23 protein-coding genes and 7 pseudogenes are annotated in these 25,203 nt (G+C 61.0%); 9 read left to right on the top strand and 21 right to left on the bottom strand.

Features of this window, described 5'->3' with window-relative positions:
* Positions 1–19 precede the first annotated feature (19 nt).
* From BHD07_RS13550 to BHD07_RS13525, 7 genes and pseudogenes are all read right to left on the bottom strand, one after another.
* Positions 20–1,615, bottom strand: coding sequence for a BCCT family transporter (locus BHD07_RS13550; RefSeq protein WP_338280726.1), 1,596 nt, complete (start codon positions 1,613–1,615; stop codon positions 20–22).
* A gap of 54 nt (positions 1,616–1,669) precedes the next feature.
* Positions 1,670–1,773 (bottom strand): annotated as a pseudogene (locus BHD07_RS31925) (D-glycerate dehydrogenase); the annotation flags it as partial.
* 12 nt (positions 1,774–1,785) lie between these two features.
* Positions 1,786–2,685: a succinate--CoA ligase subunit alpha gene (gene sucD, locus BHD07_RS13545; RefSeq protein WP_324765232.1), complete on the bottom strand. Its 900-nt coding sequence runs from the start codon at positions 2,683–2,685 to the stop codon at positions 1,786–1,788.
* An 11-nt stretch (positions 2,686–2,696) separates the two neighbouring features.
* On the bottom strand, positions 2,697–3,881 hold the full coding sequence (locus BHD07_RS13540; protein WP_338280723.1) for a malate--CoA ligase subunit beta: 1,185 nt from the start codon (positions 3,879–3,881) through the stop codon (positions 2,697–2,699).
* A gap of 11 nt (positions 3,882–3,892) precedes the next feature.
* Complete coding sequence (locus tag BHD07_RS13535) at positions 3,893–4,834, bottom strand: HpcH/HpaI aldolase/citrate lyase family protein (RefSeq protein WP_324765230.1); 942 nt, start codon at positions 4,832–4,834, stop codon at positions 3,893–3,895.
* Positions 4,835–4,853: 19 nt separating this feature from the next.
* Entirely contained in the window at positions 4,854–6,044 is a 1,191-nt protein-coding gene (locus BHD07_RS13530) for an aminotransferase class V-fold PLP-dependent enzyme (protein ID WP_324765229.1), read from the bottom strand.
* A gap of 177 nt (positions 6,045–6,221) precedes the next feature.
* Entirely contained in the window at positions 6,222–6,851 is a 630-nt protein-coding gene (locus tag BHD07_RS13525) for a response regulator transcription factor (RefSeq protein WP_338280720.1), read from the bottom strand.
* Between the two features lie 319 nt (positions 6,852–7,170).
* Between BHD07_RS13525 and BHD07_RS13520 the strand changes: the two are divergent.
* Positions 7,171–7,594, top strand: a pseudogene (locus BHD07_RS13520) (tyrosine-type recombinase/integrase); the annotation flags it as partial.
* A 112-nt stretch (positions 7,595–7,706) separates the two neighbouring features.
* Here the strand turns inward: BHD07_RS13520 and BHD07_RS13515 are convergent.
* The 3 genes and pseudogenes from BHD07_RS13515 to BHD07_RS13505 all read right to left on the bottom strand — a co-directional run bounded on the left by BHD07_RS13515 (position 7,707) and on the right by BHD07_RS13505 (position 12,669).
* Positions 7,707–8,290, bottom strand: a pseudogene (locus BHD07_RS13515) (TetR/AcrR family transcriptional regulator).
* A gap of 155 nt (positions 8,291–8,445) precedes the next feature.
* Complete coding sequence (locus BHD07_RS13510; RefSeq protein WP_338280718.1) at positions 8,446–11,556, bottom strand: efflux RND transporter permease subunit; 3,111 nt, start codon at positions 11,554–11,556, stop codon at positions 8,446–8,448.
* Positions 11,553–12,669 (bottom strand): annotated as a pseudogene (locus BHD07_RS13505) (efflux RND transporter periplasmic adaptor subunit). The gene BHD07_RS13510 and the pseudogene BHD07_RS13505 overlap by 4 nt, the downstream one beginning before the upstream one ends.
* Before the next feature lie 100 nt (positions 12,670–12,769).
* On the opposite strand from BHD07_RS13505, the gene BHD07_RS13500 reads away from it, so the two are divergent.
* From BHD07_RS13500 to BHD07_RS13490, 3 genes are all read left to right on the top strand, one after another.
* Positions 12,770–13,372 (top strand): TetR/AcrR family transcriptional regulator, encoded by a 603-nt coding sequence (locus BHD07_RS13500; protein WP_338280717.1) that lies wholly within the window; start codon positions 12,770–12,772, stop codon positions 13,370–13,372.
* The gene (locus tag BHD07_RS13495; protein ID WP_338280716.1) at positions 13,369–13,566 is read left to right on the top strand and encodes a hypothetical protein; all 198 of its coding nucleotides are present in this window, start codon (positions 13,369–13,371) and stop codon (positions 13,564–13,566) included. The genes BHD07_RS13500 and BHD07_RS13495 overlap by 4 nt, the downstream gene beginning before the upstream one ends.
* A 117-nt stretch (positions 13,567–13,683) precedes the next feature.
* Positions 13,684–13,845: a hypothetical protein gene (locus BHD07_RS13490; RefSeq protein ID WP_338280714.1), complete on the top strand. Its 162-nt coding sequence runs from the start codon at positions 13,684–13,686 to the stop codon at positions 13,843–13,845.
* A 940-nt stretch (positions 13,846–14,785) separates the two neighbouring features.
* On the opposite strand, the gene BHD07_RS13485 is transcribed toward BHD07_RS13490, so the two are convergent.
* The 8 genes and pseudogenes from BHD07_RS13485 to fsa all read right to left on the bottom strand — a co-directional run bounded on the left by BHD07_RS13485 (position 14,786) and on the right by fsa (position 19,432).
* On the bottom strand, positions 14,786–14,923 hold the full coding sequence (locus BHD07_RS13485; protein ID WP_324765222.1) for a hypothetical protein: 138 nt from the start codon (positions 14,921–14,923) through the stop codon (positions 14,786–14,788).
* Positions 14,924–15,038: 115 nt separating this feature from the next.
* Positions 15,039–15,212 (bottom strand): annotated as a pseudogene (locus BHD07_RS31920) (DUF1127 domain-containing protein); the annotation flags it as partial.
* A 446-nt stretch (positions 15,213–15,658) separates the two neighbouring features.
* Positions 15,659–16,050, bottom strand: a pseudogene (mnhG, locus tag BHD07_RS13480) (monovalent cation/H(+) antiporter subunit G).
* Positions 16,051–16,054: 4 nt separating this feature from the next.
* Positions 16,055–16,174, bottom strand: a pseudogene (locus BHD07_RS13475) (monovalent cation/H+ antiporter complex subunit F); the annotation flags it as partial.
* Positions 16,175–16,276: 102 nt separating this feature from the next.
* On the bottom strand, positions 16,277–16,495 hold the full coding sequence (locus tag BHD07_RS31915; protein WP_445190490.1) for a hypothetical protein: 219 nt from the start codon (positions 16,493–16,495) through the stop codon (positions 16,277–16,279).
* A 196-nt stretch (positions 16,496–16,691) separates the two neighbouring features.
* The gene (locus BHD07_RS13470; protein ID WP_338280712.1) at positions 16,692–17,000 is read right to left on the bottom strand and encodes a hypothetical protein; all 309 of its coding nucleotides are present in this window, start codon (positions 16,998–17,000) and stop codon (positions 16,692–16,694) included.
* 55 nt (positions 17,001–17,055) lie between these two features.
* On the bottom strand, positions 17,056–18,591 hold the full coding sequence (locus BHD07_RS13465) for an FAD-dependent oxidoreductase (RefSeq protein ID WP_338280710.1): 1,536 nt from the start codon (positions 18,589–18,591) through the stop codon (positions 17,056–17,058).
* Positions 18,592–18,775: 184 nt separating this feature from the next.
* Positions 18,776–19,432, bottom strand: coding sequence for a fructose-6-phosphate aldolase (gene fsa / locus BHD07_RS13460; RefSeq protein ID WP_338280708.1), 657 nt, complete (start codon positions 19,430–19,432; stop codon positions 18,776–18,778).
* Between the two features lie 118 nt (positions 19,433–19,550).
* Between fsa and BHD07_RS13455 the strand changes: the two genes are divergently transcribed.
* Complete coding sequence (locus BHD07_RS13455; RefSeq protein ID WP_338280707.1) at positions 19,551–19,922, top strand: DUF488 domain-containing protein; 372 nt, start codon at positions 19,551–19,553, stop codon at positions 19,920–19,922.
* A gap of 268 nt (positions 19,923–20,190) precedes the next feature.
* Positions 20,191–21,042, top strand: coding sequence for a LysR family transcriptional regulator (locus BHD07_RS13450; protein ID WP_338280705.1), 852 nt, complete (start codon positions 20,191–20,193; stop codon positions 21,040–21,042).
* Here BHD07_RS13450 and BHD07_RS13445 read toward each other — a convergent pair.
* From BHD07_RS13445 to BHD07_RS13435, 3 genes are all read right to left on the bottom strand, one after another.
* Complete coding sequence (locus tag BHD07_RS13445; RefSeq protein ID WP_338280703.1) at positions 21,039–21,833, bottom strand: ATP-binding protein; 795 nt, start codon at positions 21,831–21,833, stop codon at positions 21,039–21,041. The genes BHD07_RS13450 and BHD07_RS13445 overlap by 4 nt on opposite strands.
* A gap of 98 nt (positions 21,834–21,931) precedes the next feature.
* Positions 21,932–22,459 (bottom strand): plastocyanin/azurin family copper-binding protein, encoded by a 528-nt coding sequence (locus BHD07_RS13440; protein WP_338280701.1) that lies wholly within the window; start codon positions 22,457–22,459, stop codon positions 21,932–21,934.
* On the bottom strand, positions 22,456–22,869 hold the full coding sequence (locus BHD07_RS13435; protein WP_338280699.1) for a DUF5602 domain-containing protein: 414 nt from the start codon (positions 22,867–22,869) through the stop codon (positions 22,456–22,458). Before BHD07_RS13435 ends, BHD07_RS13440 begins: the two co-directional genes overlap by 4 nt.
* Positions 22,870–23,341: 472 nt before the next feature.
* On the opposite strand from BHD07_RS13435, the gene BHD07_RS13430 reads away from it, so the two are divergent.
* The 3 genes from BHD07_RS13430 (at position 23,342) to BHD07_RS13420 (ending at position 24,756) form a co-directional block, all read left to right on the top strand.
* Positions 23,342–23,845, top strand: a complete 504-nt coding sequence (locus BHD07_RS13430; RefSeq protein ID WP_338280697.1) for a PTS sugar transporter subunit IIA — start codon at positions 23,342–23,344, stop codon at positions 23,843–23,845.
* Positions 23,846–23,861: 16 nt separating this feature from the next.
* Positions 23,862–24,314, top strand: a complete 453-nt coding sequence (gene rnk, locus BHD07_RS13425; RefSeq protein WP_338280696.1) for a nucleoside diphosphate kinase regulator — start codon at positions 23,862–23,864, stop codon at positions 24,312–24,314.
* 142 nt (positions 24,315–24,456) lie between these two features.
* Positions 24,457–24,756, top strand: coding sequence for an XRE family transcriptional regulator (locus tag BHD07_RS13420; protein WP_324765209.1), 300 nt, complete (start codon positions 24,457–24,459; stop codon positions 24,754–24,756).
* The last annotated feature ends 447 nt before the right edge of the window (positions 24,757–25,203 follow it).

Below are 25,203 nucleotides of genomic sequence, written 5' to 3'. Positions count from 1 at the left end.
GCCGTGCAGTTGCAAGATCTCAGATCGACACTGCGTCAGGCACCAGCACGGAAGCTTCGACATTTGCCGTTTCCGCCGTTGCGGATGCTGCCACCGGTCGACGCTCCCTTCTTTCTTCGAGCTCATCGAGAAGGGCATGCCATAGCGAAACGCAAAGCCCGACCATCACCAGCAGGAACGGTGCAGCCGCGATTATCGACGCGGTCTGGAGGCCCTGAAGGCCGCCCATGACGAGGAGCACCGCGGCCGAAGCACCGGCAAGCACGCCCCAAAGGATGACAACGCCGGGCTTGGGGTCCAGTGCCCCGCGTGATGAAAGCATTCCCATCACGACCGCGCCTGCATCCGCGCCAGAGATGAAGAAGATCGCGACCAGAAAAATGGCGATCAACGATGTCAGCCAGGCGAATGGATACTGCGCCAGAAGCGCAAAGAGCGAGACTGCCGCGCCCTGGTTGTTGACAGCATCGACGATGCCGCCGGCGCCGAAGAGTTCAGAATGGAGCGCAGTGCCACCCATGATCGTGAACCAGATGAAGGTGACCCCGCTCGGGATCAGCAGCACGCCGATGATGAATTCGCGAATCGTGCGACCGCGCGAGATGCGGGCGATGAACACGCCGACGAACGGCGCCCAAGAGACCCACCAGGCCCAGTAGAAGATGGTCCAGCTGCCGAGCCACTTGCCGTCACTGAAGGCAGCCGTGCGGAACGACATGGTCACCAGGTCGCTCAAATAGAAGCCCAGCGATTCTGTGAAGGTGTTAAAGATGAAAATTGTCGGTCCGATGCACACCAGGAAGACCAACAGCACCATCGCGATGATCATGTTCATGTTGGAGAGAAACTGGATCCCCTTGCCCACGCCGGATACCGCCGAAAGAATGAACAGCACGGTCATGACGCCGATGATGGTCAGCGCGATGCCTTTGGAAACGCCGGTGCCCCAGAGGAAGTTCATGCCGCTGTTGATCTGCTGCGCGCCGAGGCCGAGCGAGGTAGCGGTTCCGAACAGTGTCGCGATGAGCGCAAGCACGTCGATTGCCTTGCCGATTGGCCCGCTTGCGGCCTCGCCGAGGATCGGCGTGAAGGCAGCGGAAATCAGGTTCGACTTTCCTTTGCGGAAGGTGAAATAGGCGATGGCGAGGCCAACCACCGCGTAGATGGCCCAGGGGTGAAGCGCCCAGTGGAAGTAGGAATACTTCATCGCGACGAGGGCCGCTTCGAGACTCCTCGGAGCGGCCTGCCCATGCGGCGGGCTGTCGAAATGATAGATGGGTTCGGCGACGCCCCAGAACATTAGGCCGATGCCCATGCCGACGCTGAACATCATGCAGATCCACGAGGCGGTACGGAATTCCGGCCGCTCGTCATCCTGTCCGAGCCGGATCTTGCCGAAGCGGCTCACGGCCAGGAAGAGTGCGAAGATCAGGAAGCCGGCCGAAGAAACGACGAACCCCCAGCCGAAGCCGTCGATGATGCTGTTGAGAACCACCTTGGAGATAGAGGACAGGCTTTCAGGAAACACCGTCCCCCAGCCGACGAATCCCAGGATGATGAACATGGCGGGCCAGAATACGGCCGGATCGATCCGACTAGGTCGTGATTGCTGCATTTTTTCCTCCTCCTAGTTAGTCCCTCGGCGGCCCGTTGCTACCGCGGCCCATCCTCATGCGCCCCTATCCGGCGGATCGCGGCCGTCGATAAAGGCGTGGTATTCTCGACCACCTTCATCCCCATCGCCGTCCGCGTCTGTTTTGTCGCGCTCCCGACAGGCTTTCCCAATCAGGCAGCCTTGCCCATGGCGGACAGCACGTCCGCCACTGTGTCGCCGAAGGACGACGGGGTCGGAACGATTGCGACACCCGCACTCTTCAGGATTTCGACCTTTTCCTGCGCCGATTCGCCGAAGGCGGAGATGATCGCGCCAGCATGGCCCATGCGGCGGCCCTTCGGCGCCGAAAGGCCTGCGATATAGGCGATCAGCGGCTTCTTCATGTGGTCGCGCGCCCATAGTGCGGCTTCAGCCTCCTGCGGGCCGCCGATCTCGCCGATCATCAAGACCGCATCGGTGTTTGGATCTTGCTCGAAGAGCTCCAGGATGTCCTTGAAGGACGAGCCGTTGACTGGGTCGCCGCCGATACCAACCGAGGTCGACACGCCGATGCCGAGTGCCTTCATTTGGCTTGCGGCCTCATAGCCGAGCGTGCCCGAGCGGCCGACGATGCCGATGCGGCCGGACAGATAGATCGATCCGGGCATAATCCCCATCAGCGCCTCGCCGGGCGTGATCATGCCGGCGCAATTCGGCCCGATCAGCGTCATGCGGTCCTCATAGCGGTAGCGCCGCATGTAGCGCTTGACCCTGATCATGTCCTGGGACGGGATCCCGTCTGTGATGCAGACGCAGAGCCGGATGCCGGCGTCGGCCGCTTCCATGATCGAGTCGGCCGCAAAGGGCGGCGGAACGAAGACGATTGAGGCATCCGCGCCGGTTTCCTGCACGGCGCCCTTCACCGTGTTGAAGACCGGCATGCCGAGATGGGTCTGGCCACCCTTGCCCGGGGTGACGCCGCCGACCACGTTGGTGCCGTAGCGCTTCATATCTTCGGCGTGGAAGCTGCCGATCTTGCCGGTGAAGCCCTGGACGATGACGCGGGTATTCTTGTCGAGCAGAATGGACATGTCTGGGCTCCTCAAGCAGCCTTGCCGGCAGTGAACGAACGCCATGCGGCGACTGCCTTGTCGGCAGCTTCGGCCAGCGTTTCCGCGACGATGATGTTTTCGCCGGATTCGGCGAGGATGCGCCGGCCCTCTTCCATGTTGGTGCCGGAGAGGCGGACGACGAGTGGAACCGGCACGCCGACTTCGCGCAAAGCCTTGATCACGCCTTCGGCCACCCAGTCGCAGCGGTTGATGCCGGCGAAGATGTTGACGAGGACCGTCTCGACTTGTCTGTCGTTCAACACGGCGCGGAAGGATTTCGCCACGCGATCGGGCGAGGCGCCGCCGCCGATGTCGAGAAAATTCGCGGGCTCGCCGCCGGCGATCTTGATCATGTCCATGGTCGCCATCGCCAAGCCCGCACCGTTGATGATGCAGCCGATATTGCCGTCGAGACCGACATAGGAGAGCCCACGGTCGGACGCGTAGGTTTCGCGCGGATCCTCTTGGCTCTTGTCGCGCATCTCGGAGATATGCGGCCGGCGAAAGAGCGCGTTCTCGTCGAAGCTCATTTTCGCGTCGAGCGCCACGAGGTCACCCCGGCGGGTCACGACCAGCGGATTGATCTCCAGCATCGAGGCGTCATAGTCGACGAAGGCGCGATAGCAGCCGAGCAGGGTCTGCGTGGCGCGGCCGATCAGGGCATTGTCGATGCCGAGCCCGAATGCGATCTCGCGGGCCTGGAAGTCCTGCATGCCGACACCGGGATCGACGGTCGCGCGGATGATCGAGTCCGGCTCGGCCTCGGCGATCTCCTCGATCTCCAAGCCGCCCGAAGACGAGGCGACGATCATAATGCGCTCGGATTTTCTGTCGAGCACGAAGCCGATATAGATCTCGCGTGCGATATCCATCGCCTCCTCGACATAGAGGCGGCTGACCAGTTTTCCCTGCGGGCCGGTCTGGTGCGTCACAAGCGTGCGGCCGAGCATGGAATCGGCGGCCTCGACGATCTCGTGGTCGGACGAGCAGAGCTTGACACCACCCGCCTTGCCGCGCGCACCGGAGTGGACCTGCGCCTTCACCACCCATCGGTCACCGCCGATCTCCCTTGCACGATAAGCCGCCTGCTCGGGACTATAGGCAAGGCCGCCGCGCGGGATATGGATCTGGTAGCGGGCGAGAAGTTCCTTGGCCTGATATTCGTGAATGTCCATCTCTGTCTCCCTCAGCGGCTGGCGATGATTGCTTCGTGGGTGGCGAGCACGTTGCGGGCCATGCGCTCGGATGCGGCGTCGATCATCTTGCCGTCGAGCGATGCGGCACCCTTGCCTTGGCTCTCGGCGAGCTTCAGCGCCTCAATGATGCGGAGGGCGCGGTCGACCTCCTTTTCCGGTGGAGAGAAGATATCGTTGGCGAGCGCGATCTGGCTCGGATGGATCGCCCACTTGCCTTCGATGCCGAGGGCTGCGGCACGGCGCGCAGCCGCCTTGTAGCCGTCGGGGTCGGAGAAATCTCCGAAGGGGCCATCGATGGCGCGCAAACCGTAGGCTCGGCAGGCGACTGTCATGCGCGAAAGGCCGAAATGCCACTGGTCGCCGGGATAATCCGGGTTGAGCCCGCCGATATTGACCGTACGGGCCTTCAGGCTCGCGGCGTAGTCGGCGACACCGAAATGCAGCGCTTCGAGCCGTCCGCCGAAGGATGCGATGGATTCGACATTGGCCATGCCGAGCGCGGTCTCGATCAGCGCCTCGAGGCCGACGCGGGTCTTGTAGCCCTTGGCGATCTCGATCTGGTTGACCATTGCCTCGACCGTGTAGAGGTCGGCGGGCACGCCGACCTTCGGCACCAGCAGGGTGTCGATCCGGTCGCCGGCCTGCTCCATCAGGTCGACGACGTCGCGGTACATGTAATGCGTGTCCAGCCCGTTGATGCGTACCGAAATGGTCTTGCCGCGGCCGCGCCAGTCGATCTCGTTCAGCGCTGCGATGATATTGGCGCGAGCCCGCTCCTTGTCCGGCGGCGCCACCGCATCCTCGATGTCGAGGAAGATGTAGTCGGCGTCGGAATTGACGGCCTTCCCGATCATTTCAGGGTTCGAGCCCGGTACTGCGAGTTCGCTGCGCTGGAGCCGCAGGCGGCGGAGATGGTTTATCGTATGGCTCATGATTTCCTCTCCTTCCCTTTCAGGCTGCCTTGGCGGGCGACGCGGCGGCGGCAGAACGGAACTGGCTGATCGCCGCACCCACGCCCGCGCCCGCTTCGATCTTCACGCCGCAATCGAGCAGCGTCAGTTCGGCGGCGGAAAGCGCGCCCAGGACCATGACGTCGTTCAGCGAGCCGAGATGGCCAATGCGGAAGACCTTGCCGGCTACCTTGCTGAGCCCACTGCCAAGCGAGGTGTTGTAGGCTTGGTAGGCGTGGCGGATGACCTCAACCCCATCGATGCCCTCCGGCAGACGGATCGCCGAGACGGTGTCGGAATGCCACTTCGGTTCGGTCGCGCAGAGCTTGAGCCCCCAGGCGGAGACCGCTGCGCGGACGCCGTTCGCGAGGTGATGATGGCGGACGAAGATAGTCTCCAGGCCTTCTTCGAAAATCAGGTCCAGCGCGGCCCTGAGGCCGCGCAGCAGCTGCGTCGGCGGCGTGTAGGGAAAGTAGCCGGTGTCGTTGGTCTTGATCATGTCCTCGAAGGAGAAGTAGCAGCGCATGTGGCGCGCGGTCTTGGCCGCCTCGAGCGCCTTCTGGCTGACAGACAGGAAGCCGAGGCCGGCGGGCATCATGAAGCCCTTCTGCGAACCGGAGACAGCACAGTCGACGCCCCATTCGTCCTGGCGGAAATCGATCGAGCCGATCGAGGAGACGCCATCGACGAAGAGCAGTGCCGGATGGCCGCAGGCGTCGAGCGCGGCGCGCACCGCGGCGACATCCGAGGTGACGCCGGTCGCGGTTTCGTTATGCGTTACGAAGACGGCCTTGATCCGGTGCGCCTTGTCGGCGGCGAGCCGCTCGGCGTAGAGCTCGACCGGCACGCCTGTTCCCCACTCCCGGTCGAGGCAATCGACCTCGAAACCGAGGCGTTCGGCCATGTCGACCCAGAGATGCGAGAACTGGCCGAAGCGGCTCATCAGTACCCTGTCGCCGGGGGAGAGCACGTTGGTCATTGCCGCTTCCCAGGCGCCGGTGCCGGACGACGGATAGATGAAAACGCGACCGGTCTGGTTCTTGAAGACCTTCTTGATGTCGGCAAAGAGCGGCAGCGTGAGCTCCGGAAAGCGTGGAGAGCGCATGTCCTCCATCGGCAGGTTCATCGCCTGGCGAACCTGCTCGGGAATGTTGGTGGGGCCCGGAATGAAGAGATGATTGTAGCCTGACATCGTTCCTCCAATGGCTGCTTCCGCGGACGGCGTTTCCTCGGCACCAAAGCTGCCTTTCGGGGCATGCCCGCACAACACTCGCTCAGGCAGAAAAGAATGCCGGACGGGCAGCGCGAGCGCGGCCCTGACGGGTGGTCGCCTGGAGGAGATGGGTAGGGGAAGACTACCCGCAGGTAGTCACTCCTGATTGCGCCGGCGCTCCTTGGCGTAAAGGGCGACCGCCATGGCGCGATTGCGCACCTCGAGCTTGTCGTACAGATTTTTGAGGTGGTATTTCACGGTATTCTCGGAAATGCCTGTTCTGGCGGCGATTTGAATATTGGTCCAACCATTGGCCAGCATGCCGAGCAGCTCGCTTTCCCGAGAGGTGAGCTGTTGGAACGGCGTGTTCGAGATTTTCGAGAGCACCGTATAGGGAATGCAGATCCGACCCTGCATTACGGCGGTGAGCGTCGCGAACAGGATTTCAGGATCTTCGAACTGGTAGCAGAGACCGTTGACACCAAGCCGGATCGTCTCGTTGACGACCGAAGGATTGCTGGTGTCGGCGAAGAGAACGATCCGGGGGTCGAGCCCGAGCCGGCCGAGATCGGCGAGCACCTCGGGCGCCTCGGCATCGTCGAGCTGCCAACTGAGCAGCACGCAGTCCGTCTCGACTGAGGCAAGCTTCTCGCAAAGTTCGGCCGATGTCCGCGCCGTATCAACCATGGAAAACCTGGCATTTTCGGAAAAAAGTCCGCGAAGAGCGGCAATCACCAACGGGTTGCGCTCCGCGACCAAAACTCGGCCTCCACCGTCCTGCGACATGTGCCTCCCTGCGTCTTATGCCGTGACATGCGCCCATGAGCGATGGCATGGACACTACCATCAGACGTCGCGCACATTTCACCGTCGAGCGACGAAACGTGTCCTAAAACGCCTTCTTCCGAGGCTAATGTGCACAGGGTTCCGCACATTTCCGCTTCGGAGTGGCCAGCAGAAGCACGAGTAGACATCGATCACGCGAGCACGCCGCGACCGGAAGCCAACCCGGTCACCCCACTGTGGCGCAACTTGCTCGTTCAAATGAGCAAGGCAAAGGGCCGCTATCCATCCGAATAGTCGCTTCTCGAAGTACTCTCAACCTATCTCCGTTGCCGATGTTGCAATTTCCGGAAGGGTTCGCGAGCGGGCAATCATCGTGCAACGAAAAGCAGGCCGACCAGTGCAGTTCGTACTGCCGACCAAACGCGGGATGCTGTCGGTGCCTGGATTGGACATGGCCGGCTCAGTGAAAGGGATTATCTGTTTCCCAGTGCACGCAAGCCGCATCGTTCGACGCGGCAGTATGGCCGTAGCGTCGAGCGGTGGGTGTCGAGCATCGGGCTTGATCCGAAGCGTTACGGCACGCATTCGATGAGGAGGACGAAAGCGGCTCATATATACAAGAAGACAGGGAACCTGCGCGCGTCCAGCTCTTGCTCGGCCACAAAAAGCTGGAGAGCACCGTGCAATACCTCGGGATAGAGGTCGACGACGCCTTAGCCATTTCTGAGCAGGTTGAGTTGTAGCACTCAAGGGCGGCGCTTCGCTTCGAATCGCCGCTCGCTGGTCTGCTGAGGCGAAAGTTCGACCCTAAGCCGACTGTCGGATCCTGAGGCGGCTAGGTCCGCATCGGGCTGGTCAGCGGGCATGGTCGGACCTTCCGAGGGCCTTTAGGATGAACCGAATTTGCTCACGCGGGCCCGCTTCGGTATCTTCTCCGTGCCGAAGGCGGTGTTCGATCAGAACCGGATGGAAGAACGGCATGAATGCGGTCTTTACTGCGCGCGCCGCTTCGGCGGGATCTTCGATCTCGAACTCGCCGTTTCGATGCCCTCGCGGATGATTGTCTCGAAGATCGTCACCATCTGCTCAGCATGCGCCTTGGTGACCGGCCGGTTCTCCTGCATGGCCGCTACAATCAGGTCGTGCATGCGCTTGTCGTTGAGCAGTTTCGTCTTGTTGTGGTGGTGAACGGCGGTCAGCAGTTCCTCGAGTTTCACCGAGGGCGGCGCGCTCCTGCGTGCGATGGTAAGGGCGACCTCGGCGGTGCCGTTCAAGACTTGCCTGCAGATGGATTCCTTGATTGCATCCCTCGAGGGAAAGAAACGGTAGACGTTCGCCCGGCTCATGGCGAGTTCGGAGGCAATGTCGGCTACCGAAGTCTTATGATGGCCTATGCGGCGGAAGTGCTCCTCCGCCACCTCCAGGATGCGCGCCCGCATGCGCTCGGTATCTGCCCCCGGTCGGTTCGGATAATCCATAGATGTCCCCAGATTGGATGAACGAAACGGTCCGGCCGTGTCGCCTCTGCGAGCGGTAGAGTCGCGAGGCTGGCCCAGCTCGCGTTCGGGCAAGCCCATCGAGCCCGCGACAGACGCTACTCAGCAGCCATTGCTATTCGCAATTCCGGCTCCCCAGTCGGCTCCTCATGGATGTCATCTGCAGTCGGCCTGATCCTGAACCACGCCGCGTACAGTGCCGGAAGGAAGAGCAGGATCATCACCGTGCCGACCGCCGTGCCGCCGATCAGCGTATAGGCCATCGATCCCCAAAACACCGAATGGGTAAGCGGAATGAAGGCAAGGACGGCGGCAAGTGCGGTCAGGATAACCGGGCGTGTCCGCTGTACCGTCGCCTCGATAACGGCGTGATAGTCGTCGAGGCCCGCCTTTTGGTTCTCTTTGATCTGTTCGGTCAGAATCAAGGTGTTGCGCATCAGGATTCCCGCCAGTCCTATCAATCCGAGAATGGCATTGAAGCCGAAAGGCTGATTGAAGAGGAGCAACACCGGAACCACCCCGGCAAGACCGAGCGGCGCCGTCAACATGACCATGGTCATCGTTGAGAGGCTGCGAACCTGGAGGATGATGACGATCAGCATGGCGGCAATCATGGCCGGGAAGATTTTGACCAGCGCGACATTGGCCTTGAGCGATTCCTCGATGTTTCCACCCATCTCGATGCGATATCCGACGGGGAGCGAGGCGATCAACGGCTGAAGTGCTTTCATGATCTGCTGTGAGACCTCCGGGGGCTGCGTCGCCTCGTTGATGTCCGCTCGGATCGTGATGACCGGCGTTCGATCGCGACGCTTCATGATCGGTTCCTCAAACCGGATTTCGGAATGGCCGATCTGATCGAGCGGAACCTGACGGCCGTCCCTGCTCATCAGCGAGAAGTCGGCGAGCCTCGCCGGATCGAGACGGCTCTGGCCAGCACTGCGTGCCACGACGGGCACGTTGCGGATGTTCTCGCGAACCTGCGTCACCGGAATGCCACTCAGCAGCAACTGCATCTGCTGGGCTGCCTCAGCCGGCGAAAGGCCAATCAGATTGAGCCGGTCCTGGTCGGGGACAAAGCGAAGCACGGGCGTACGATTGCCCCAGTCGCGGTTTGCCTGACGGACGTCCGGTACACCTTTCATGATTTCGAGGGCTTTCTCGGAGATCTGGTACAATTGCGCAGGATCCGGCCCCATGATGCGGAACTCGACCGGAAACGGCGTATACGGACCAAACACAAGCTGGGTGACACGGACGTAGGCTTCGGGAACCAGCCCGTCTGAAACGGCAGCCCGAAGGCGCAGCTTCAAAGCCTCGCGCGCGTGAGAGTCAGGGGTGAGCACAACGATCTTGCCGAAAGCCGGGTCCGGCAATTCCGGTGCCATCGCAAAGAAGAAGCGGGGAGCGCCCTGCCCGACATAGCTGGTGACGATCTTTGCCTCGGGCTGGTTTTGCAGCCAGCTTTCGACCTTCTCGACCGCGGCTGTCGTCGTCTCGATGCTCGTACCTTCGGGCATGCGGACTTCGACCAGCACCTCGGGACGATCTGACGTCGGGAAGAACTGCTGTTTCACCCCTCCCATTCCAACAACCGAAAGAGCCATGACGACGCCGACGACCGCGCACGTGACGAACTTGTGGCGCACGGCAAACTTGATGACCCCCCGCAAGCGCCGGTAATTCGGCGTGTCGTAGATAGCGTGGTGGCCGCCCTCGACTGGTTTGATCGCCGGCAGCATCTTGACGCCGAGGTAGGGCGTGAAGATCACCGCGACGATCCAGGAAACGATGAGCGCGAAGCCCACGACCCAGAAGATGTTGCCGGCGTACTCGCCGGCGGTTGATCTGGCGAAACCAACGGGCATTAGTCCGATGATGGTCACGAGTGTACCGGAGAGCATCGGCGCTGCCGTATGGCTCCAGGCATAGGCGGCCGCCTTGATGCGGTCCATGCCCTCTTCCATCTTCACCACCATCACCTCAATGGCGATGATGGCGTCGTCGACGAGAAGGCCGAGCGCCAGGATAAGAGCGCCGAGTGTGATGCGATCGAAGAACCGGCCGGTTTCCAGCATGATGAGGAAGACGACGGCAAGCGTCAGCGGAACGGCCAGTGCCACGACGATCCCGACACGCCAACCGAGGCTGAGCAGGCTCACGAGCAATACAACCCCGAGCGCCATCGCAAACTTCAGCATGAACTCGCCGACCGCGGCGTCGATGTTGACGGCCTGGTCGCTGACCTTGGCGAGCGTCATACCGAGCGGCAGCGTCTGTGCGATCGCGGCAGATCTTTCTTCGAGCGCCTTTCCGAGTTCCAGACCGTTCCAGCCCTGCTGCATCACCGCGCCCAACATGATGGCGGGCTCGCCTTCATGGCGGATGATGTAGGTCGCGGGGTCTTGATAGCCGCGCCGCACCTCCGCGAAATCAGAGAGTTTCAACGTGCGTCCGGCAACGACGATCGGCGTGTCGGCAATTGCCTGCACACTGTTGTAGGCGCCATCGAACCGGATAAAGACCTGCGGCCCACGTGTATCGATCGAGCCTGCCGGCGTCACGGTGTTTTGCCTTTGCAAAGCCGCAGCGATGTCCTGTGCTGAAATGCCAAGGGTCGCGAGCTTAGCATACGAGAACTCGACAAAGATCTGTTCCGGCCGCTCCCCCAAAATGTTGATCTTTTTGACGCCCGGCACGTGCAGAAGATCCTGGCGGATCATCTCTGCCTGCCGCACAAGCTCGCGCATGGGCATACCCTTGGCCTTTAGCGCATAAAGCGCGAAGCTCACGTCCGAATATTCATCATTGACGAAAGGGCCGAAGACGCCAGAAGGCAGGTTGCGGGCTTCGTCCCCCAACTTCTTGCGCGCCTGATAGAACTCCTCTTCGACAGCCGTGGCCGGCGTGCTGTCTTTTAGCGTGACGGTCAGAAAGGCGTAGCCCGGCCTTGTCGTCGTCTCGACGCGGTCGTACCAGGTCAGTTCCTGGATGCGTTTTTCGAGCGGCTCCGCGACAAGATCCTGCATTTCCCGCGCCGTAGCGCCTGGCCATACGGTAGTGACCGTCAGGGTCTTGATGGTGAAAGAGGGATCCTCCGCGCGCCCAAGACTGATGAACGCGTAGACGCCGGCAGCGGCCAGCAGAATAATGAAGAACAAGGTGACGGCTCGCTCGCGAACCGCGAGCGCGGAAAGATTGAAGCTCATCGGTTGGACACCTCCGACTTGAGCTCGGTCCTGACGGGCGCGCCGTCTTTGAGGAGATGCGCCCCGAGGGCGACGACCTGCTCCCCAGACTCGATCCCGGTTACAGACGCGGTTTCTTCACCGAGTCGTTTGATCTGGATCGGAACAAAGCGCACCGTGGAAGAAGCTTGATCGACAACCCAAACCCCCGTCCGGCTGCCGTCATTCAACACGGCGCCGACCGGCACCGCGACCTCCGACTTCCCTTCGCCGTTTAGGATGCTGATCGTAACCGTCGCACCAAGCGGCGCCGAGGCGGCGTCACCATCGAGCACGTAGCGCGCTTCGTATGTGCGGGTCTGAGGATCAGCGGCATCGGAAATCTGCCGCAGACGCGCTCTTCCGCGCCGTCCATCACTTCCATAGACACTTGCTTCGGCGTCCGATCCGATCGCGGGACGAACGGTTTCGGGTAGCGCGACCAGGGCCTCGCGCGGGCCTGCATGCGCGAGTTGGACTACCGTCTGTCCCGCCGCGATGACCTGTCCGGGTTCGCCGAGCGTCGCGACCACCGTTCCGTCCGCATCCGCCACAAGAATCGAGTACGTCGCTTCATTCTCTGCCACTTTGGCTTCCGCTTCCGCGACGGCGAGTTGCGCCGCGGCGGTGTCGCGCGCCGCCTTGGCCTGCTCGTAACGCTGGGGAGTAGCAGCGACTCCGCCTTTGACAAGAGCGGCATAGCGCCTCTCGTCCGCGCTTGCCTGAACGAGGACCGCGCGGGCCGCCGCGACCGCATTGCGCTTGGCAGTCAGCGCAAGACGCAAATCGGTTTCGTCCGATGCGCATCAGAGCTTGACCCGCCTTGACCTGCTGACCGACGTCGATCATTCGCTCAACGATTTTGCCAGATACGCGAAAGCCAAGATTGCTCTGCACTCGGGCGGCGATCGTACCTGTAAAGGCCCGCTCGGCGCTTACCGGTCTGGTGGCTTCAGCCATTCTTACAAGCGGTGACGCGAGGCGGGAGTCTGGGGCCTCCGCATGCCGTGCTGGCGTTTCGAAAACGAAGGCGAACGCCGCGCCCCCGGCGGCAGCCACAAGGCCGATCGATGTGAGAAGAAATTTGCGGTTCATGTCCGATGACCCTTGTTGGCGGGTGCCGCCTCTATTTGGATTGCGATCTAAATCTAAACGCGGTATAGATGTCAAGTGAAATCTAATTGCGAGGTCGAACATGAGAGTTAGTCGCGCCAAGGCGGAGGCAAATCGCGAAGCGGTCATCGATGTGGCGAGCCGGCTTTTTCGAAAGCACGGTTTTGATGGCATCGGGCTCAAGGATCTGATGAAGGGAGCCGGCCTGACCCAAGGCGGATTCTACAAGCAGTTCGAATCCAAGGATGATCTGGCGGCGCAGGCGTCCAGGCGGGCGCTGGAGAGCGCCTCTCGTCGATGGTCCGCTGCTGCCGCGGCCAATCCGCAGGATCCCTTTGGCGCGGTGGTCGCATTCTATCTCAGCATGGCACATCGAGAAGAGAAGATGGACGGCTGCCCCGTCGTTGCGCTCGGCTCGGATGCTGCCAGGCAAGGCGTCGGCGTGAAAGCGTCATTTGAAGCCGGGATCAGGGAATACCTTGAAATGCTCGGTAATTGGATTGGCGCGACCGACAGCGAGGAGGCGGACGGCAAAGCGATGGCCATTCTGTCGACGATGGTCGGTGCGGTGCTCCTCTCGCGCGCTGTCAACGACGAGCAGATGTCGAAGCGGTTCCTGGAGGCGGCCGCCGAGAGCGTGCTGATGTCGTCTGCGGGGGATAGAGAACCGGGAGCTCGCCAATGACGATGCGTCCGGCCGAAGCGCACAGCGCAACTGCCGACCAGGAGCTCTGCTCCGGGCTGGAGCTCATTGCGAAACTGGCGGACGGGAGCATCCGCCGACCACCGATGGCGGAAATACTCCCGTTCACCTTGCTCCCTCCGGAAGAAGGCAAGGTCGGGCTGCTGGCCCGCCCGAGCCGCGCTTTTCTAACCTGACGAATACGGTTCACGGCGGCTGGATCATGATGATGCTCGACACCGTCATGGCGCTTGCCGCCCAGACGACGCTCTCGGTCGGCGAAACCTGCCCGTCGCACGAAACCACCGCCAAGTTTGTCCCCGATCTTCGCCGACTCCGGCGAAATGCGTGTGACCGGCCACGTGGTGTCCGGCGGCCGGACCGTCATCACGCTGGAAGGCTGCATCGAGGCCGCTCAAGGTCGGATCTACGCGCATGGCACGTCGACCTGCCTTGTCGTGGGCAGGAAGCCGTGATGTGCCGGACCGCCGGTCCAGAAGGTCCGCCAGAACGGCTCACCTGCTTTTGTTGCGCGGTAGAGATACTGGCAGGCCGCTAACACTGTTCGAATAGGACACGAGCACCACTGTAACCGCGGCCTGGACGATCGCACCATGCCTTAGATGGTACTGTTGTTCGGCCTTCTCGTCATCCCTTTCGGCGTTGTCAGCGCATCGAGCAATGTGTCGGGAATGATCCGGTCACCACTCTGTCCTTCCGTCAAGATCAACCGCGGCGGCTGACGGGATACATGTCTCCGTGATTTTCATCGAGAACGGCGGTAAAATACAACAAATAAAACGGAGGACACGAGCATGCGTCGTCCTGACCCGAATGCGCGCAGCCGCAGCGAAGCCGTTGGCCGCGATACGCTTCTCACCCTGTGCGTTGCGCTCCCCATAGCGATACTGGTCTTCATCATTCTGCACATTTAGCCATCGCGCCTGATCCGGACTGGCTATGTTTTCTTCAGAAACTCTGTCCGCAGCAGCAGATTTCGTGTCCGGGCGAAATGCAAGGCTCGGGAAACGCGGACCGGACCACCCTTTAACAATGACTAGGTCGCACGGCCCGATGGACGAGGGCGCGGTCCCGGTGGGTCCGTAAACGCCGCAGGCACGACAACCGAGGCCATCCACCAAGGGCACCGGACGGCCGCTCTTGCTACCTAACGGCTGCAGGAAAGGCAGGAGCGCCTTGAACGGAATCTTCTCATGCTTTGCTCCATTTCGTGCGGCGCCGCGAGGCGCCTCGGGAACGGAATTCGAGGCTAGAGAGCCTGCTCCGGGAAAGGACTCGTCCCTCCCCGGCAAGCCTCGAAATCCTGGCGAAAGTCTCCATGCACATGACATCCACCTGGCCTATGGACCTATCGTTTACAGCCGACGAAATTTCGCCGGAAAGTCTGGCCCAGTCTCAGAGCATCGCGAAAGCGACGATCATCAAGCCAAAGATGCCCACCGCGATGATCGCTTTCGTTGTCCTATCCATCGTTGCCTCCAGCAGGCCACCGTACGGCGCGATGCCTCGCTGGCCTTGACGCGCGGCAGCCATTCAGGCCGCTTTTCGATACTAGGCCGACGGGCTGCGAGACAGTTGCCGGAGATTCCGCCTGTACCTGTCCCGACGGCCGGAAGAGTCCTTCGACAATCCGCGGGATGTCATTTCTCGTTATACCAATGTCCTCGAGCAGCCTGTCGTCGAGGTTTTGAAGCGCGGCGGCCGCCCGCCTGCGCTGCCGGCGTTGCAGCGCACGTAGAAAAAATCCCGTGACAGTCACCCTGGGACTGCGCAGCGTCGGATCCTGGCGGACTTCGGTTGGTGAGTGTTCGTGTGCGGACATTGTTGCCCTCCATGAGCAGTATTGATCGGCCCGGTCGCGTGGTCCGCAGAAGCGACGCGGCGAACGGGCGTTCGGGAAGCATCAGCGGCCTGCAGACGCGGCGGCGCCCGCTTGAGCGCCGCACGCGCGTAGCCGCGTGCCAGACTGTCTATGTGAGAGGGGATCCCCGAGGCGGCGAACGCTTGCGTTCGAGCCGCTCGGGGTTACGGTCGCGTCAGAAGAGACGCTGAGAGGACCAGGTATTTCTTGTGTCGACGTGAAGTAGTCATGACTTCGATATGGTCACTTGAGGTATAGGATTCCATCGGTCGAGATGCGGCCTTTGGACGCTGGCTAGACAATTGCACTTCGCGCGAATCCGCAGCTCGAGCCGACACGGCGCTCGCGGGCCGGACTTGCTTGACGGGCGCTAGCCGTCTCTCTCTGGCGCAGACGGCGGCGGCTCGTCACCGCCGGTTCCAACCCCCGCCCGGCCGGTCGTTTCCTTGCGGAGGCCGCATGACTGATCGTGCCGGAATGCCCTTGATCCCTTCGGTCCGGTCCCGATAGAGGGCCGCGCGGGAGGATGAGGGTGACTGGCGCGGTAATGGCGATGAAGACGCCGATCAGGATCTCGCGCCACAGACCTCGAACCCAACGCAGAAAAACAGACGATCGACGCGAGCGCGATGGCTCTGGTTCCCCAGCTTGTGCCGAGGGTCGGTGCATGCACGCGCTCGAAAAAGGCACCGAACCGCAGGGTTCCGATGGCTCCGATCAGCGTCAGCCCGGCGCCGAGAAGCACGAGGAAAGCCGTTAGCAACGGCGCCCACGCGGGCAAAATCTCGGCATGCGTCATTCGATCATCTCGCGCGCATAAGGAACTTTGCCAGCGCGACGCTCGAGACGAACCCCAGGACTCCGATGATCAAGGCGGCCCCGAAATGGATCGGGCTTGCGGTGCGGATGCCGATCGTCGCTAGCGGGCCTCCTCATCCTTGGGGGACATCCTGACTGCGATCCCAACGGGATCCTTGGCATAACGTCGAGGTGATCACCATTGGGGTACCTGGAAACGCAAGAGCTTAAAAATCAATCCGGATCACGTTGATCTTCTGTAAGCTACCCTTTTCTGTGTCCACGGCAATTGCCCGACCCGCTCTCAAGCCGAGCAGCCCTACCCCCAAAAGCGACCCTACCGAGACAGTGTAATTAGGAAAGTCCAGGCTCTCATTGCGGACCAGATTAGCTGTTCTCGGGACACCTGCATCAACGCAGAAGGTCACGCGACTGTTTATCGTCACGACGTCATCGGGGAGTCGCGAATGTCGGACGAAATCCGGGTCTTCTGCAGCCAGCAGACGATAGACAGCCGATGCGCTATCCGCGCTGCGTCGCTTCCCTAGACGAACGCTGGTCACACTCAACGCAAGGCTTTCTGGACGTGGCGTTTCCGTTCGGGCCAGGATTTTTTTACTGCAACTCGCGTAACTTGCCTCATCACCAATCCTCTCCGGTTCGCTCGAAGACGAGCCACGCGGTGCCCTTTTCTGCGATCCTCGACCTGCGGGCCTCCTGAACTCGCTCCGCTTGTCGCTCGGTGAAGGGCCCCATTGGCTGAGTTTTCTGTTCGCCGCAGCGGACCTGGCAGTACCATTTGTTGCCATCGTGTGAGAAAATTTCGACCGAGGTGGGGTGCGGCTCATGCTTGGCGATCTCGTCGATGAAAATGATTGACCTCGAGTAATGCCTGGCGGGCGTGGGCGTGTGCACGCCGGGAGGCGGGTTGCGGTCGGGCGACGTTGACATAGTTCAACTCCTCTTCATCGCTGTCGCGTGCGAGCGTTCGGCGCCCGCCTCGTCATCAGAAGGCCGTTTCGTGCTCCATCGCCACCTCGGTCATCAGATTTTCGATGTCGCGGGATATCGAGGCGGCAGCCAGTACGCGTCCGTCGCGCTTGAATCGCAGCAGACAGTCCCTGCCCGAGATGTCGCCTTCGACCATGATCTCGTCCCATCGCTCCGCATGGCCGACATAATTGATCCTGACGTCGTAGTGCTGGCTCCAGAAGAACGGCACGGCTGCAAACTTCTCGCTCCGGCCGAGCATATTCAGCGCCGCGGTCTGCCCTTGCCTCTCGGCCACCACCCAATGTTCGACGCGGATGTTCTCTCGGCTATGGGGATCCGGCCAGCGCGCGATGTCACCGGCCGCGAAGATCCCCGGTTCGCTGGTTTCCAGAAAACCATTCACGACGACGCCGCGGTCCGTTGCCAACCCTGCCGTTTCGGCGAGCTCCGTGCGTGGCCGCACGCCGATGCCGGCGACCACGAGGTCCGCGGCCAGCGTTTCGCCACTGCGCAGTTTCACCTCGCTTCCATTGATGCTGCTAGCAGTCTCCTCGAGGTGGAAAACGACGCCATTCTTTTCATGAAGGGTCCGGATGAAGTCGCCCATCTGCGGACCCAGGACCCGCCCCATCGGGTGCTTGTCGGGGGCGACGACATGGACTTCGATACCGCGAGCGCGCAGGGCCGCGGCGACTTCGAGACCGATAAAGCTCGCTCCAAGCACGACCACCCGGCGGGCCGTCGCGGCCCGCTCGATTATGGCGCGGCAGTCGGCGAGCGAGCGCAACGTATGAACATGGGGCTGGTCGGCACCCGGAATCGTCAGGCGAACCGGCTGTGCACCGGTCGCAAGCAGCAACCAGTCATAGGCGATCGAGCCTCCGCCAGCGAGGATGACCTCGCGGTTCTGCGGCTCGATGCGAACCGCTTTCGTAGTGAGACGCAGGTCGATCTGGTTCTTGGAGTAATAGCTCTCCCCCCGTAGCGGAACCCAGCTCTCCGGCGCCTTGCCGGCAAGGTAGTCCTTGGAAAGGTTCGGCCGGTCGACAGGCGGCGCTTCGTCGTCGCTGAGCATGAGAATGCTGCCGGCATACTGCTCGCGCCGCAGCATTTCAGCGGCGGAAAAGCTGGCCGCTCCGCCACCGACGATGACGATCTTCTCGGGCATTGCTTCGACAGGACGCTCGCTTGTTGCCGCTTCTGCACGCTTGCGCTTGCCAACGACGAAGATATGCCCCTCGCGCTGTTCCAACCACCAGCATGCCAGCGGCCTGAAGGCGGGCGCGCGCAGGGCCTCCCCGGTCCTCAAGCTGAAACATGCGTGATGCCATGGGCATCGGACGCTGTCGCCATCAACCAGTCCGTCGCCGAGCGGGCCATTGTAGTGAGTACAATGCGCGTCGACGGCGAAGATCTCGGCCCCGCGGCGCACAAGCAACACCTGCGCATCGCCGCAATGGCCGACGAGCTTGCTGCCGTCGGGAAGATCGGCAAGCCTGATACCGCGCGCCAGATCAGGCCCACTCATGCTTGTGTGTACAGGAGCCATTCGTATCTCCTTTCGGTATCGAGATGGGGTTTCGCCGTGACTGCTGATAGCGCCTTTGCAGGTCGGGTCTTTTGATCTCACCACGGCAGCTTGTTACCGCTGCGCCTATGAAGCAAACGAATTTAATCGCCTGTTGTGTGCAGTTTTTCTGCTGGACCGGTCAGGACAAACGGCAACAGGATAACTAACGAATGGCTTGACCCGTCCTGCCCCAGTCGGCAAGGAAGGAAGCCAGCCCCTGTTCCGTGAGTGGGTGGTTGGCCAGCTTCCTAAGCACTCCCGGTGGCACCGTCGCGATATCGGCGCCCGCCATTGCAGCCTGCGTGACATGCCGCGGCGTGCGAATTGAGGAAGCCAGAACTTGCGTATTGAAGGATTTGTCGTTGTCGTAGATCGCCCGAATTTCCCGGACGACGTCTATGCCATCGAGGCCGATATCTTCGAGCCTGCCGACGAAAGGGGAAATATAGGCCGCACCGGCTTTTGCCGCGAGTAATGCCTGGTTGGCTGAAAAGCAGAGGGTAACATTGACCTTCAGCCCGCGTTCGCAGAGTGCCCGGCAAGCCCTGAACCCATCCCAGGTGGAGGGCACCTTGATGGCCACATTCGCAGCTATGCTGGCCAAGCGCTCCCCCTCGGTGACCATGCCGTCGAAATCAGTCGCGGTGACCTCCGCTGAGACGGGGCCCTCGATCGCCTCGCAGATCTCCTTGACAACCTCCCGGATCGGTCGATCGGTCTTTGCGACCAACGAGGGGTTCGTGGTCACTCCGTCTACAACACCTACCGCGGCTAGCCCGCGGATTTCGGCAATATCGGCGGTGTCGACAAAGAACTTCATCACTTTTCTCCTGTCATAGTCGCGTGATCCGTGGGCAACGCCGTCTTCAAGTCGATTGGGCCGTAGCAGATGTGATTGCGCGCCCTATCTCCGTGAAGGCAGGGCAGGAGCGACGTGCATGAGCGCCAAAATCTTCGAGAAGAACGTCAAACTGAAGCGTGCCTATGAGAGTCCGACGGACGGTGACGGCAAGCGTGTCCTGGTTGACCGTCTGTGGCCGCGCGGAGTGAGCAAGACCGATGCGGCAATTGACTATTGGGCGAAGGAACTGGCGCCAAGCACCGAGCTGCGGAAATGGTTCGCTCACGATCCCTCCCGATGGGAGGAATTCCGCCGGCGGTATGCCGAGGAGATCAAGGAGCATCGCGAGGAATTTGATCGGTTGCGCAACCTGGCGCTCAACGGTCCGATCACACTTGTCTACGCGGCGCGCGACGAGAAGCACAACGATGCTGTTGTCATCAAGGAGATCTTGCTGGCACATCGATAAAATGCCTACCGAGAGGTGTCGAGGTCGCCGAGGATCGACTTGGCCGTCGGTCATGGCTGTCGGTTAGTACGTGTTGTCTGCCAAGCCAACCGGCTTGTCCGGTAACACCTCGGCGCAGTGCTCACTGCCTGCCTAGCCACGCCGAGCTCATGAGACTGGTTACGCATTCCGCGCTCGCCTGGCGGCTTCCACCCACTCTTACGGACGAGCTAATATATAGCAAACGAATTTGATTGACATTTAAGAGCAACGTTTATGCTATATCAAAATGGATATTGAGCTCGCCCGTACTTTCCTGGAAATAGTTTCAACCGGAAGTTTTATTCGCGCCGCGGAGCGCTTGAATGTTGCTCAGACCACGGTCAGCGCGCGGATTCGCCACCTCGAACAACTGCTTGGCCGGCCGCTGTTCGTTCGGAACAAGGGTGGCGCGTCTCTTACCCCGGCGGGCGAGCAGTTCCTGCGCCACGCGCCGACTTTCGTCCAGTTATGGCATCGCACTCGTCAACAGGTCAAAGTGCCGGCAGGGCGCCGAGCAGTGCTGACGGTCGGCAGCGAAGTCACGCTTGCGCAACCACTCCTGCTGAACTGGGTCAGATGGATTCGTCAATCCCTTCCGGATATCTCGCTTCGCGTCCATGTCGACGTGCCCCAGGATTTGAATAATCAGGTCGCCTCGGGGATGGTCGATGTGGCGATCATGTATGCGCCCCAAATTCGCCCCGGCCTCCAGATCGATTTGCTGATGGAAGAAAAGCTCGTGCTTATGACAACCGATCCGGAATCGAAGCGCCTTGAGGAGACGAGTTACGTCTACATGGATTGGGGGCCGGATTTCGGGCGACAACACGACATGAATTTCCCGGATGTCGCACCGGACCTCGCCTTCGATCTCGGTCCGCTGGCACTTAGCTATGTCCTTGCGAGCGGCGGCTCAGGTTACTTCAGGATGAGCGCGGTGGAGCCCCATTTAGCGGCGGGTGAGCTCCATCTCGTACCCGACATGCCGCAATTCTCCTATCCGATTTACTCGGTGAGGTCGGCAAATGCCGACGAGAGTGTTGTGGGACCGGCGCTTGCCGGCTTGCGCGCGATCTCCGAAGGCAACATCGAGGCCTAAGCGGCCGCGTCGGTCGATGGAAATAGCAGATCGACTGTGGTTCCGGTGCCTCGCTCGCTGGCAATTCGGAGATGACCCCCGACCATCTGCATGAAGGCGCGCACCTGCGCTAATCCCATTCCGGTGCCGTTCTCGCCCTTGGTCGTGAAGAACGGGTCCAGCACCTTTTGCAGAACGTCCGGTAGTATGCCGCAGCCGTGGTCGTCGACGCGAAGCCGGGCATAGGTTCCCGGCGCCGGCAGGCCAGGCGCACTGTCGGGCTCAACCAGCCGCTCCGTTCCGATGCAAATCTCGCCGCCGCCTGGCATGGCATCGCGAGCGTTGAGGACAAGATTAAGAACCGCGGCGTCGAAAAGCGTTGGTTCGATCTGGCAGCTTGGTACGTCGCAACCCAGCTCGAACCTGACGCGGACGTCGGGTCCAGCACCATATCTAAGGAATGGCGCGGCAGCGCTGACGCACGCGTTCAGGTCGCGCACTCTGAGGTCGAGTTCCCTATGGTCTGCAAAAGCGAGCAACTGCGTAATCAATGCGACACCCCGGTCGACGCCTTCCTGCGCCGCGGCAATATAGGCGCGCACGCTCTCCGGCTGGTCGGCTCTTCGTGCGGCGAGCCTCAGGCCGGAGTCAACGATCGCCAGGATGTTTCTGAGATCATGGGCAATACCGCCGGTCATCTCGCCCAAGGAGTGAAGCCGACGCATTGCGCCTTCGCGCTGTTTGGCTGCCACTGTCCCGCCGCTGCTTCCCGCCTGCGGCTGCAGGTCTGCCCGAAACGCAGTGTCTGTCATGGTAGCCCCTCGTGGTTGCCGGTGCGCGGACTACGGTCCCTTCGCCATCGGACTCATTTGTTCGCTCGTTGGCTGGCCAGCGTCGAAACGCGGGGGCTCTAAACCCGCCGGACTATCCGCTTTGCCATTATTTCTTCGACCGTTGGAAACGCCTTGAGGGTCTGATCCGGTAGGCCGCTCCCTGAAGCGATCGCCTCCATCCAGCCGCCATGCGGTTCTGGTTCGCCGACTATGATGCGTCCGACCATTCCCGCCAGCTCATGGGGAACGCAATAGTAGTCATAAACTCCTTGCTCGGTGAAGGTTACCGAGAAGCTCGCGTCGGGCAGGAGATAGTCCGAATCCCAGGACTTAGCCCTTTCAGGAATGCGCCGCGGCCTCCCGAAGTTTGCTGGATGATAGGCGGTCGTCGTATGCGAATTGCCGGGGTTGGTGTTTGTCCAGCGGACCATCTGACCCGGCTTGATCAGGAGACCGATCGGGTCAAACCAGGCATGTGAGCCATAGGCGCGCCCTTTCATCCGGATCTCCACTACCTCCTCGGCCCATACGTCCCGCCCGGACAGGGAAAGGACGGCGACGAGCCCGCCACCGAGACCCAGCACTTCACGCCGCGCGACACTCATTTGGCGACGCTCGCTTCGCCGGCAGTTGCAACATGCCACAGGACGACATGGACATGCGGCTCTTCCACGCCTGGATGGCCGGCATTGTAGTAGACGTCGACATGGTCGACGCTGCCTCCGGGCGCTGCAAGATTATCGAACGACCTGTCCGGATTGAGATCCTTGGTCGGCAGCATGTAGATCGTGCTGACAAGCTTTCCGTCATGATTATATGCGAGGAACGGACCAGCCGGCAGTGTCGCCGGATCGAAGAAGAGCTGGCCAATGCCGGGGAGGAAATCGGGTAACTTCACCAGCTTGCTGACCTGCTGATAAGGGGCGGCCGGCGGCGCCTTTGCGGCTTCATCCGCCGCCATGGCACCAAGCGTGCTGGCCAGTGTCAGAACAGGAACGAGGAAGAGTTTTTTCATCGGGGAGATCCTTTTCTCCGTTCAAAGCCGAGATCGCGGAAATTCCGGCGGCTAATGGCTGCTCGTACGACCTGTCGCGTGCAGCCATTCAAGAACCAGGCGGTAATATTAGTCCAATGAAATAAACTGGCATTTCAGTGCAGTATTTCTGCATCCCTCCGAATTTTCGGCCTCACCGCCCTCTGATGGCCGGAAGTCTACTGAACGCGAGATATACACGAATTCAGAGCGATCCACGTCCTAGCCGCGCGCTTGATTTCGAAAATTCCGTCCCCATGTTTTAGTTCCTATGAATACTTTCGCACCACAGAGAGAGCCACAACGCCTCAAAGCAGGCCTCTAGCCCGGACGTGAACTCTACCGGCTTCGCGTCCGGGTCAGCCACATCCTCGATTCAATCAATAAGCGCAGCAGACGGCGTGCCAAACGCAGTTCGTTTGCGCTCGCGCGTATCGGCCTAGAGGCAACCATGATGACGTTCGGCAACCTGTCAGAAGAAAATATTACTCTTGACCTTGCGACAAAGGGAAAGCACTCGGCGCTGTCCAGGATCGCTGTCAAACTTGCGCGAGGAACTGGGCTTGATGACCAAGCGATTCTTCGGAGCATTTGGAGGCGGGAGCGGCTCGGCTCAACCGCCATCGGCCGTGGCATCGCCGTCCCGCACGCATTGCTGCGCTCAATCTCGTCGCCTGTAGCGTCATTTACGCGACTGGCTCCTCCGATAGATTTTAACACCCCCGACAGCGATCCCGTCGATCTCGTCTTTACCGTGCTTTGGCCCCGCTCTGAGGCTCGTACCTTCTTGCCTGCGCTGTCGCGACTATTCCGTATGGTGCGCGGGCCGCTGATCAGGGAGGGGCTCCGGCTGGCCCAATCCCCCGAGGAGGTGATGGCGATTTTTATGATCGAGGCAAGGCAGGTCAACGGTATCCCATGGCGGACCAATGTCGCGCACTCGGTGGCACTAAGATGAACACTGAGGAACGGAAATGAAGAAGCACCTCCAGAACTCACAAAAGCCTTCGATCGTGATTGGCGAGACGGATCACCAGCGATTGAATAAACTTGCTCTTGCTGCGGCTGATCGCCTTCCCGAGGTTTCCGATGGTCTCTTGATTGAGCTCGAACGCGCACTCGTGGTTGCGGGCACCTCGGGGCCTCCGAATGTCGTTCGAATGGGATCGACGGTTGAGTATGAAGCTGACACCGTTGATGGGCGAACAGTGACACTCGTGTTCCCGATAGACGCAGATATTTCCGAAGGCAGGATATCCATCCTGACCCCCATCGGAACTGGCCTTCTCGGCTTGTCCGCCGGTCAGACCATGGATTGGAGCGGACGGGATGATAGGGGGCACAAGCTGACGGTGTTTGCGGTTACTCAACATCGGGCGGAAAGCGAAGTCCTCCGTTCCTCCGAGACGTCAAGCCTTCTTGCATAAAGTAGAGAACGATTATCGCTGGCGTCGGGATCCTTTCCCCGATCAGCTCGAGCGTGGCAAATTCGCCACCTTGCTGGCCGAATGGCTACGATTGATCGCCCCGATGCTGGGGCGGTCTTGTTTGTAGAAAAGGAGAATAACCATGATCACTGGCTCCCAATGTCGTGCGGCACGTGCACTTACCGACCTCTCGCCCGAGCGTCTCGCAATATCTGCCGGCGTGGGCGTGGAAACCGTGCTTCGTTTTGAGCGCAAGCTCGACAAACCGGGTGATGATGAAATGTTTGCCTTGCAATCGGCTCTGGAAAGAGCCGGCGCCGTCTTCATTCCTGACAATGGCGCCGGCATTGGTGTGCGCCTGAAATTTACTGGATCAGAAGCTAAACGCATCGACATTCTTGAGAATGAAGGCGGTATAGTTGCACCTGACCGGGTGCCTTAACTGGAGTATGACAGTGGCAATTTGCGTGCCAGTTTCTCGAGCAAACGGGCATCGACATCGCGTTCCAAGAGGTGCGTCCGGGCCTGGAAAAACTTTGGTTTAGCGCCCGCTCGCTTCCTTCTGCAGTCATAGGTTCCCAGAATTCCACCTTGGCAAATCTCTGATCTTTGCCGTCGCCCCAAGGATCCTCGCAGATCCGAAATGAAGCAGGTCACGCTGAACGGCGGCTCGTCTCGAATCGCGCCCCTTCATGCTAATCGCTGCGAGCGACTGCTTGCCACCCGGTCCAGTCATTCCCGCACGCTTCGCGGACGACCGCTGTACGCCCCAGTCGTTGAGGAACAGCCCCTGTCATTCGAAGCGGACTCGATAGCGGCCGCGCAACGAACGCATCCCGAGAGCGACGTGCCGTTGCGTCACGTTCGGATCACACCATCCTCTAACGCC

It is taken from the genome of Sinorhizobium sp. KGO-5 (genome assembly GCF_036245905.1).
In the GTDB taxonomy this organism is placed as follows: domain Bacteria; phylum Pseudomonadota; class Alphaproteobacteria; order Rhizobiales; family Rhizobiaceae; genus Sinorhizobium; species Sinorhizobium meliloti_A.
Note: the sequence above shows the minus strand (reverse complement) of the source record. Positions and strands in the feature narration are given on the sequence as shown.

What these genes read in the sequence shown, in the direction of transcription:
- BHD07_RS13450 (WP_338280705.1), top strand. Translation starts at nt 20,191, where the DNA reads ATGGATATTGAGCTCGCCCGTACTTTCCTGGAAATAGTTTCAACCGGA.
- BHD07_RS13430 (WP_338280697.1), top strand. Translation starts at nt 23,342, where the DNA reads ATGACGTTCGGCAACCTGTCAGAAGAAAATATTACTCTTGACCTTGCG.
- BHD07_RS13540 (WP_338280723.1), bottom strand. Translation starts at nt 3,881, where the DNA reads ATGGACATTCACGAATATCAGGCCAAGGAACTTCTCGCCCGCTACCAG.
- BHD07_RS13470 (WP_338280712.1), bottom strand. Translation starts at nt 17,000, where the DNA reads ATGTCAACGTCGCCCGACCGCAACCCGCCTCCCGGCGTGCACACGCCC.
- BHD07_RS13510 (WP_338280718.1), bottom strand. Translation starts at nt 11,556, where the DNA reads ATGAGCTTCAATCTTTCCGCGCTCGCGGTTCGCGAGCGAGCCGTCACC.
- BHD07_RS13550 (WP_338280726.1), bottom strand. Translation starts at nt 1,615, where the DNA reads ATGCAGCAATCACGACCTAGTCGGATCGATCCGGCCGTATTCTGGCCC.
- BHD07_RS13455 (WP_338280707.1), top strand. Translation starts at nt 19,551, where the DNA reads ATGAGCGCCAAAATCTTCGAGAAGAACGTCAAACTGAAGCGTGCCTAT.
- BHD07_RS13485 (WP_324765222.1), bottom strand. Translation starts at nt 14,923, where the DNA reads ATGGCTGCCGCGCGTCAAGGCCAGCGAGGCATCGCGCCGTACGGTGGC.
- BHD07_RS13445 (WP_338280703.1), bottom strand. Translation starts at nt 21,833, where the DNA reads ATGACAGACACTGCGTTTCGGGCAGACCTGCAGCCGCAGGCGGGAAGC.
- BHD07_RS13435 (WP_338280699.1), bottom strand. Translation starts at nt 22,869, where the DNA reads ATGAAAAAACTCTTCCTCGTTCCTGTTCTGACACTGGCCAGCACGCTT.
- rnk (WP_338280696.1), top strand. Translation starts at nt 23,862, where the DNA reads ATGAAGAAGCACCTCCAGAACTCACAAAAGCCTTCGATCGTGATTGGC.
- BHD07_RS13495 (WP_338280716.1), top strand. Translation starts at nt 13,369, where the DNA reads ATGACGATGCGTCCGGCCGAAGCGCACAGCGCAACTGCCGACCAGGAG.
- BHD07_RS13500 (WP_338280717.1), top strand. Translation starts at nt 12,770, where the DNA reads ATGAGAGTTAGTCGCGCCAAGGCGGAGGCAAATCGCGAAGCGGTCATC.
- fsa (WP_338280708.1), bottom strand. Translation starts at nt 19,432, where the DNA reads ATGAAGTTCTTTGTCGACACCGCCGATATTGCCGAAATCCGCGGGCTA.
- BHD07_RS13420 (WP_324765209.1), top strand. Translation starts at nt 24,457, where the DNA reads ATGATCACTGGCTCCCAATGTCGTGCGGCACGTGCACTTACCGACCTC.
- BHD07_RS13525 (WP_338280720.1), bottom strand. Translation starts at nt 6,851, where the DNA reads ATGTCGCAGGACGGTGGAGGCCGAGTTTTGGTCGCGGAGCGCAACCCG.
- BHD07_RS13465 (WP_338280710.1), bottom strand. Translation starts at nt 18,591, where the DNA reads ATGGCTCCTGTACACACAAGCATGAGTGGGCCTGATCTGGCGCGCGGT.
- BHD07_RS13530 (WP_324765229.1), bottom strand. Translation starts at nt 6,044, where the DNA reads ATGTCAGGCTACAATCATCTCTTCATTCCGGGCCCCACCAACATTCCC.
- sucD (WP_324765232.1), bottom strand. Translation starts at nt 2,685, where the DNA reads ATGTCCATTCTGCTCGACAAGAATACCCGCGTCATCGTCCAGGGCTTC.
- BHD07_RS13535 (WP_324765230.1), bottom strand. Translation starts at nt 4,834, where the DNA reads ATGAGCCATACGATAAACCATCTCCGCCGCCTGCGGCTCCAGCGCAGC.
- BHD07_RS13440 (WP_338280701.1), bottom strand. Translation starts at nt 22,459, where the DNA reads ATGAGTGTCGCGCGGCGTGAAGTGCTGGGTCTCGGTGGCGGGCTCGTC.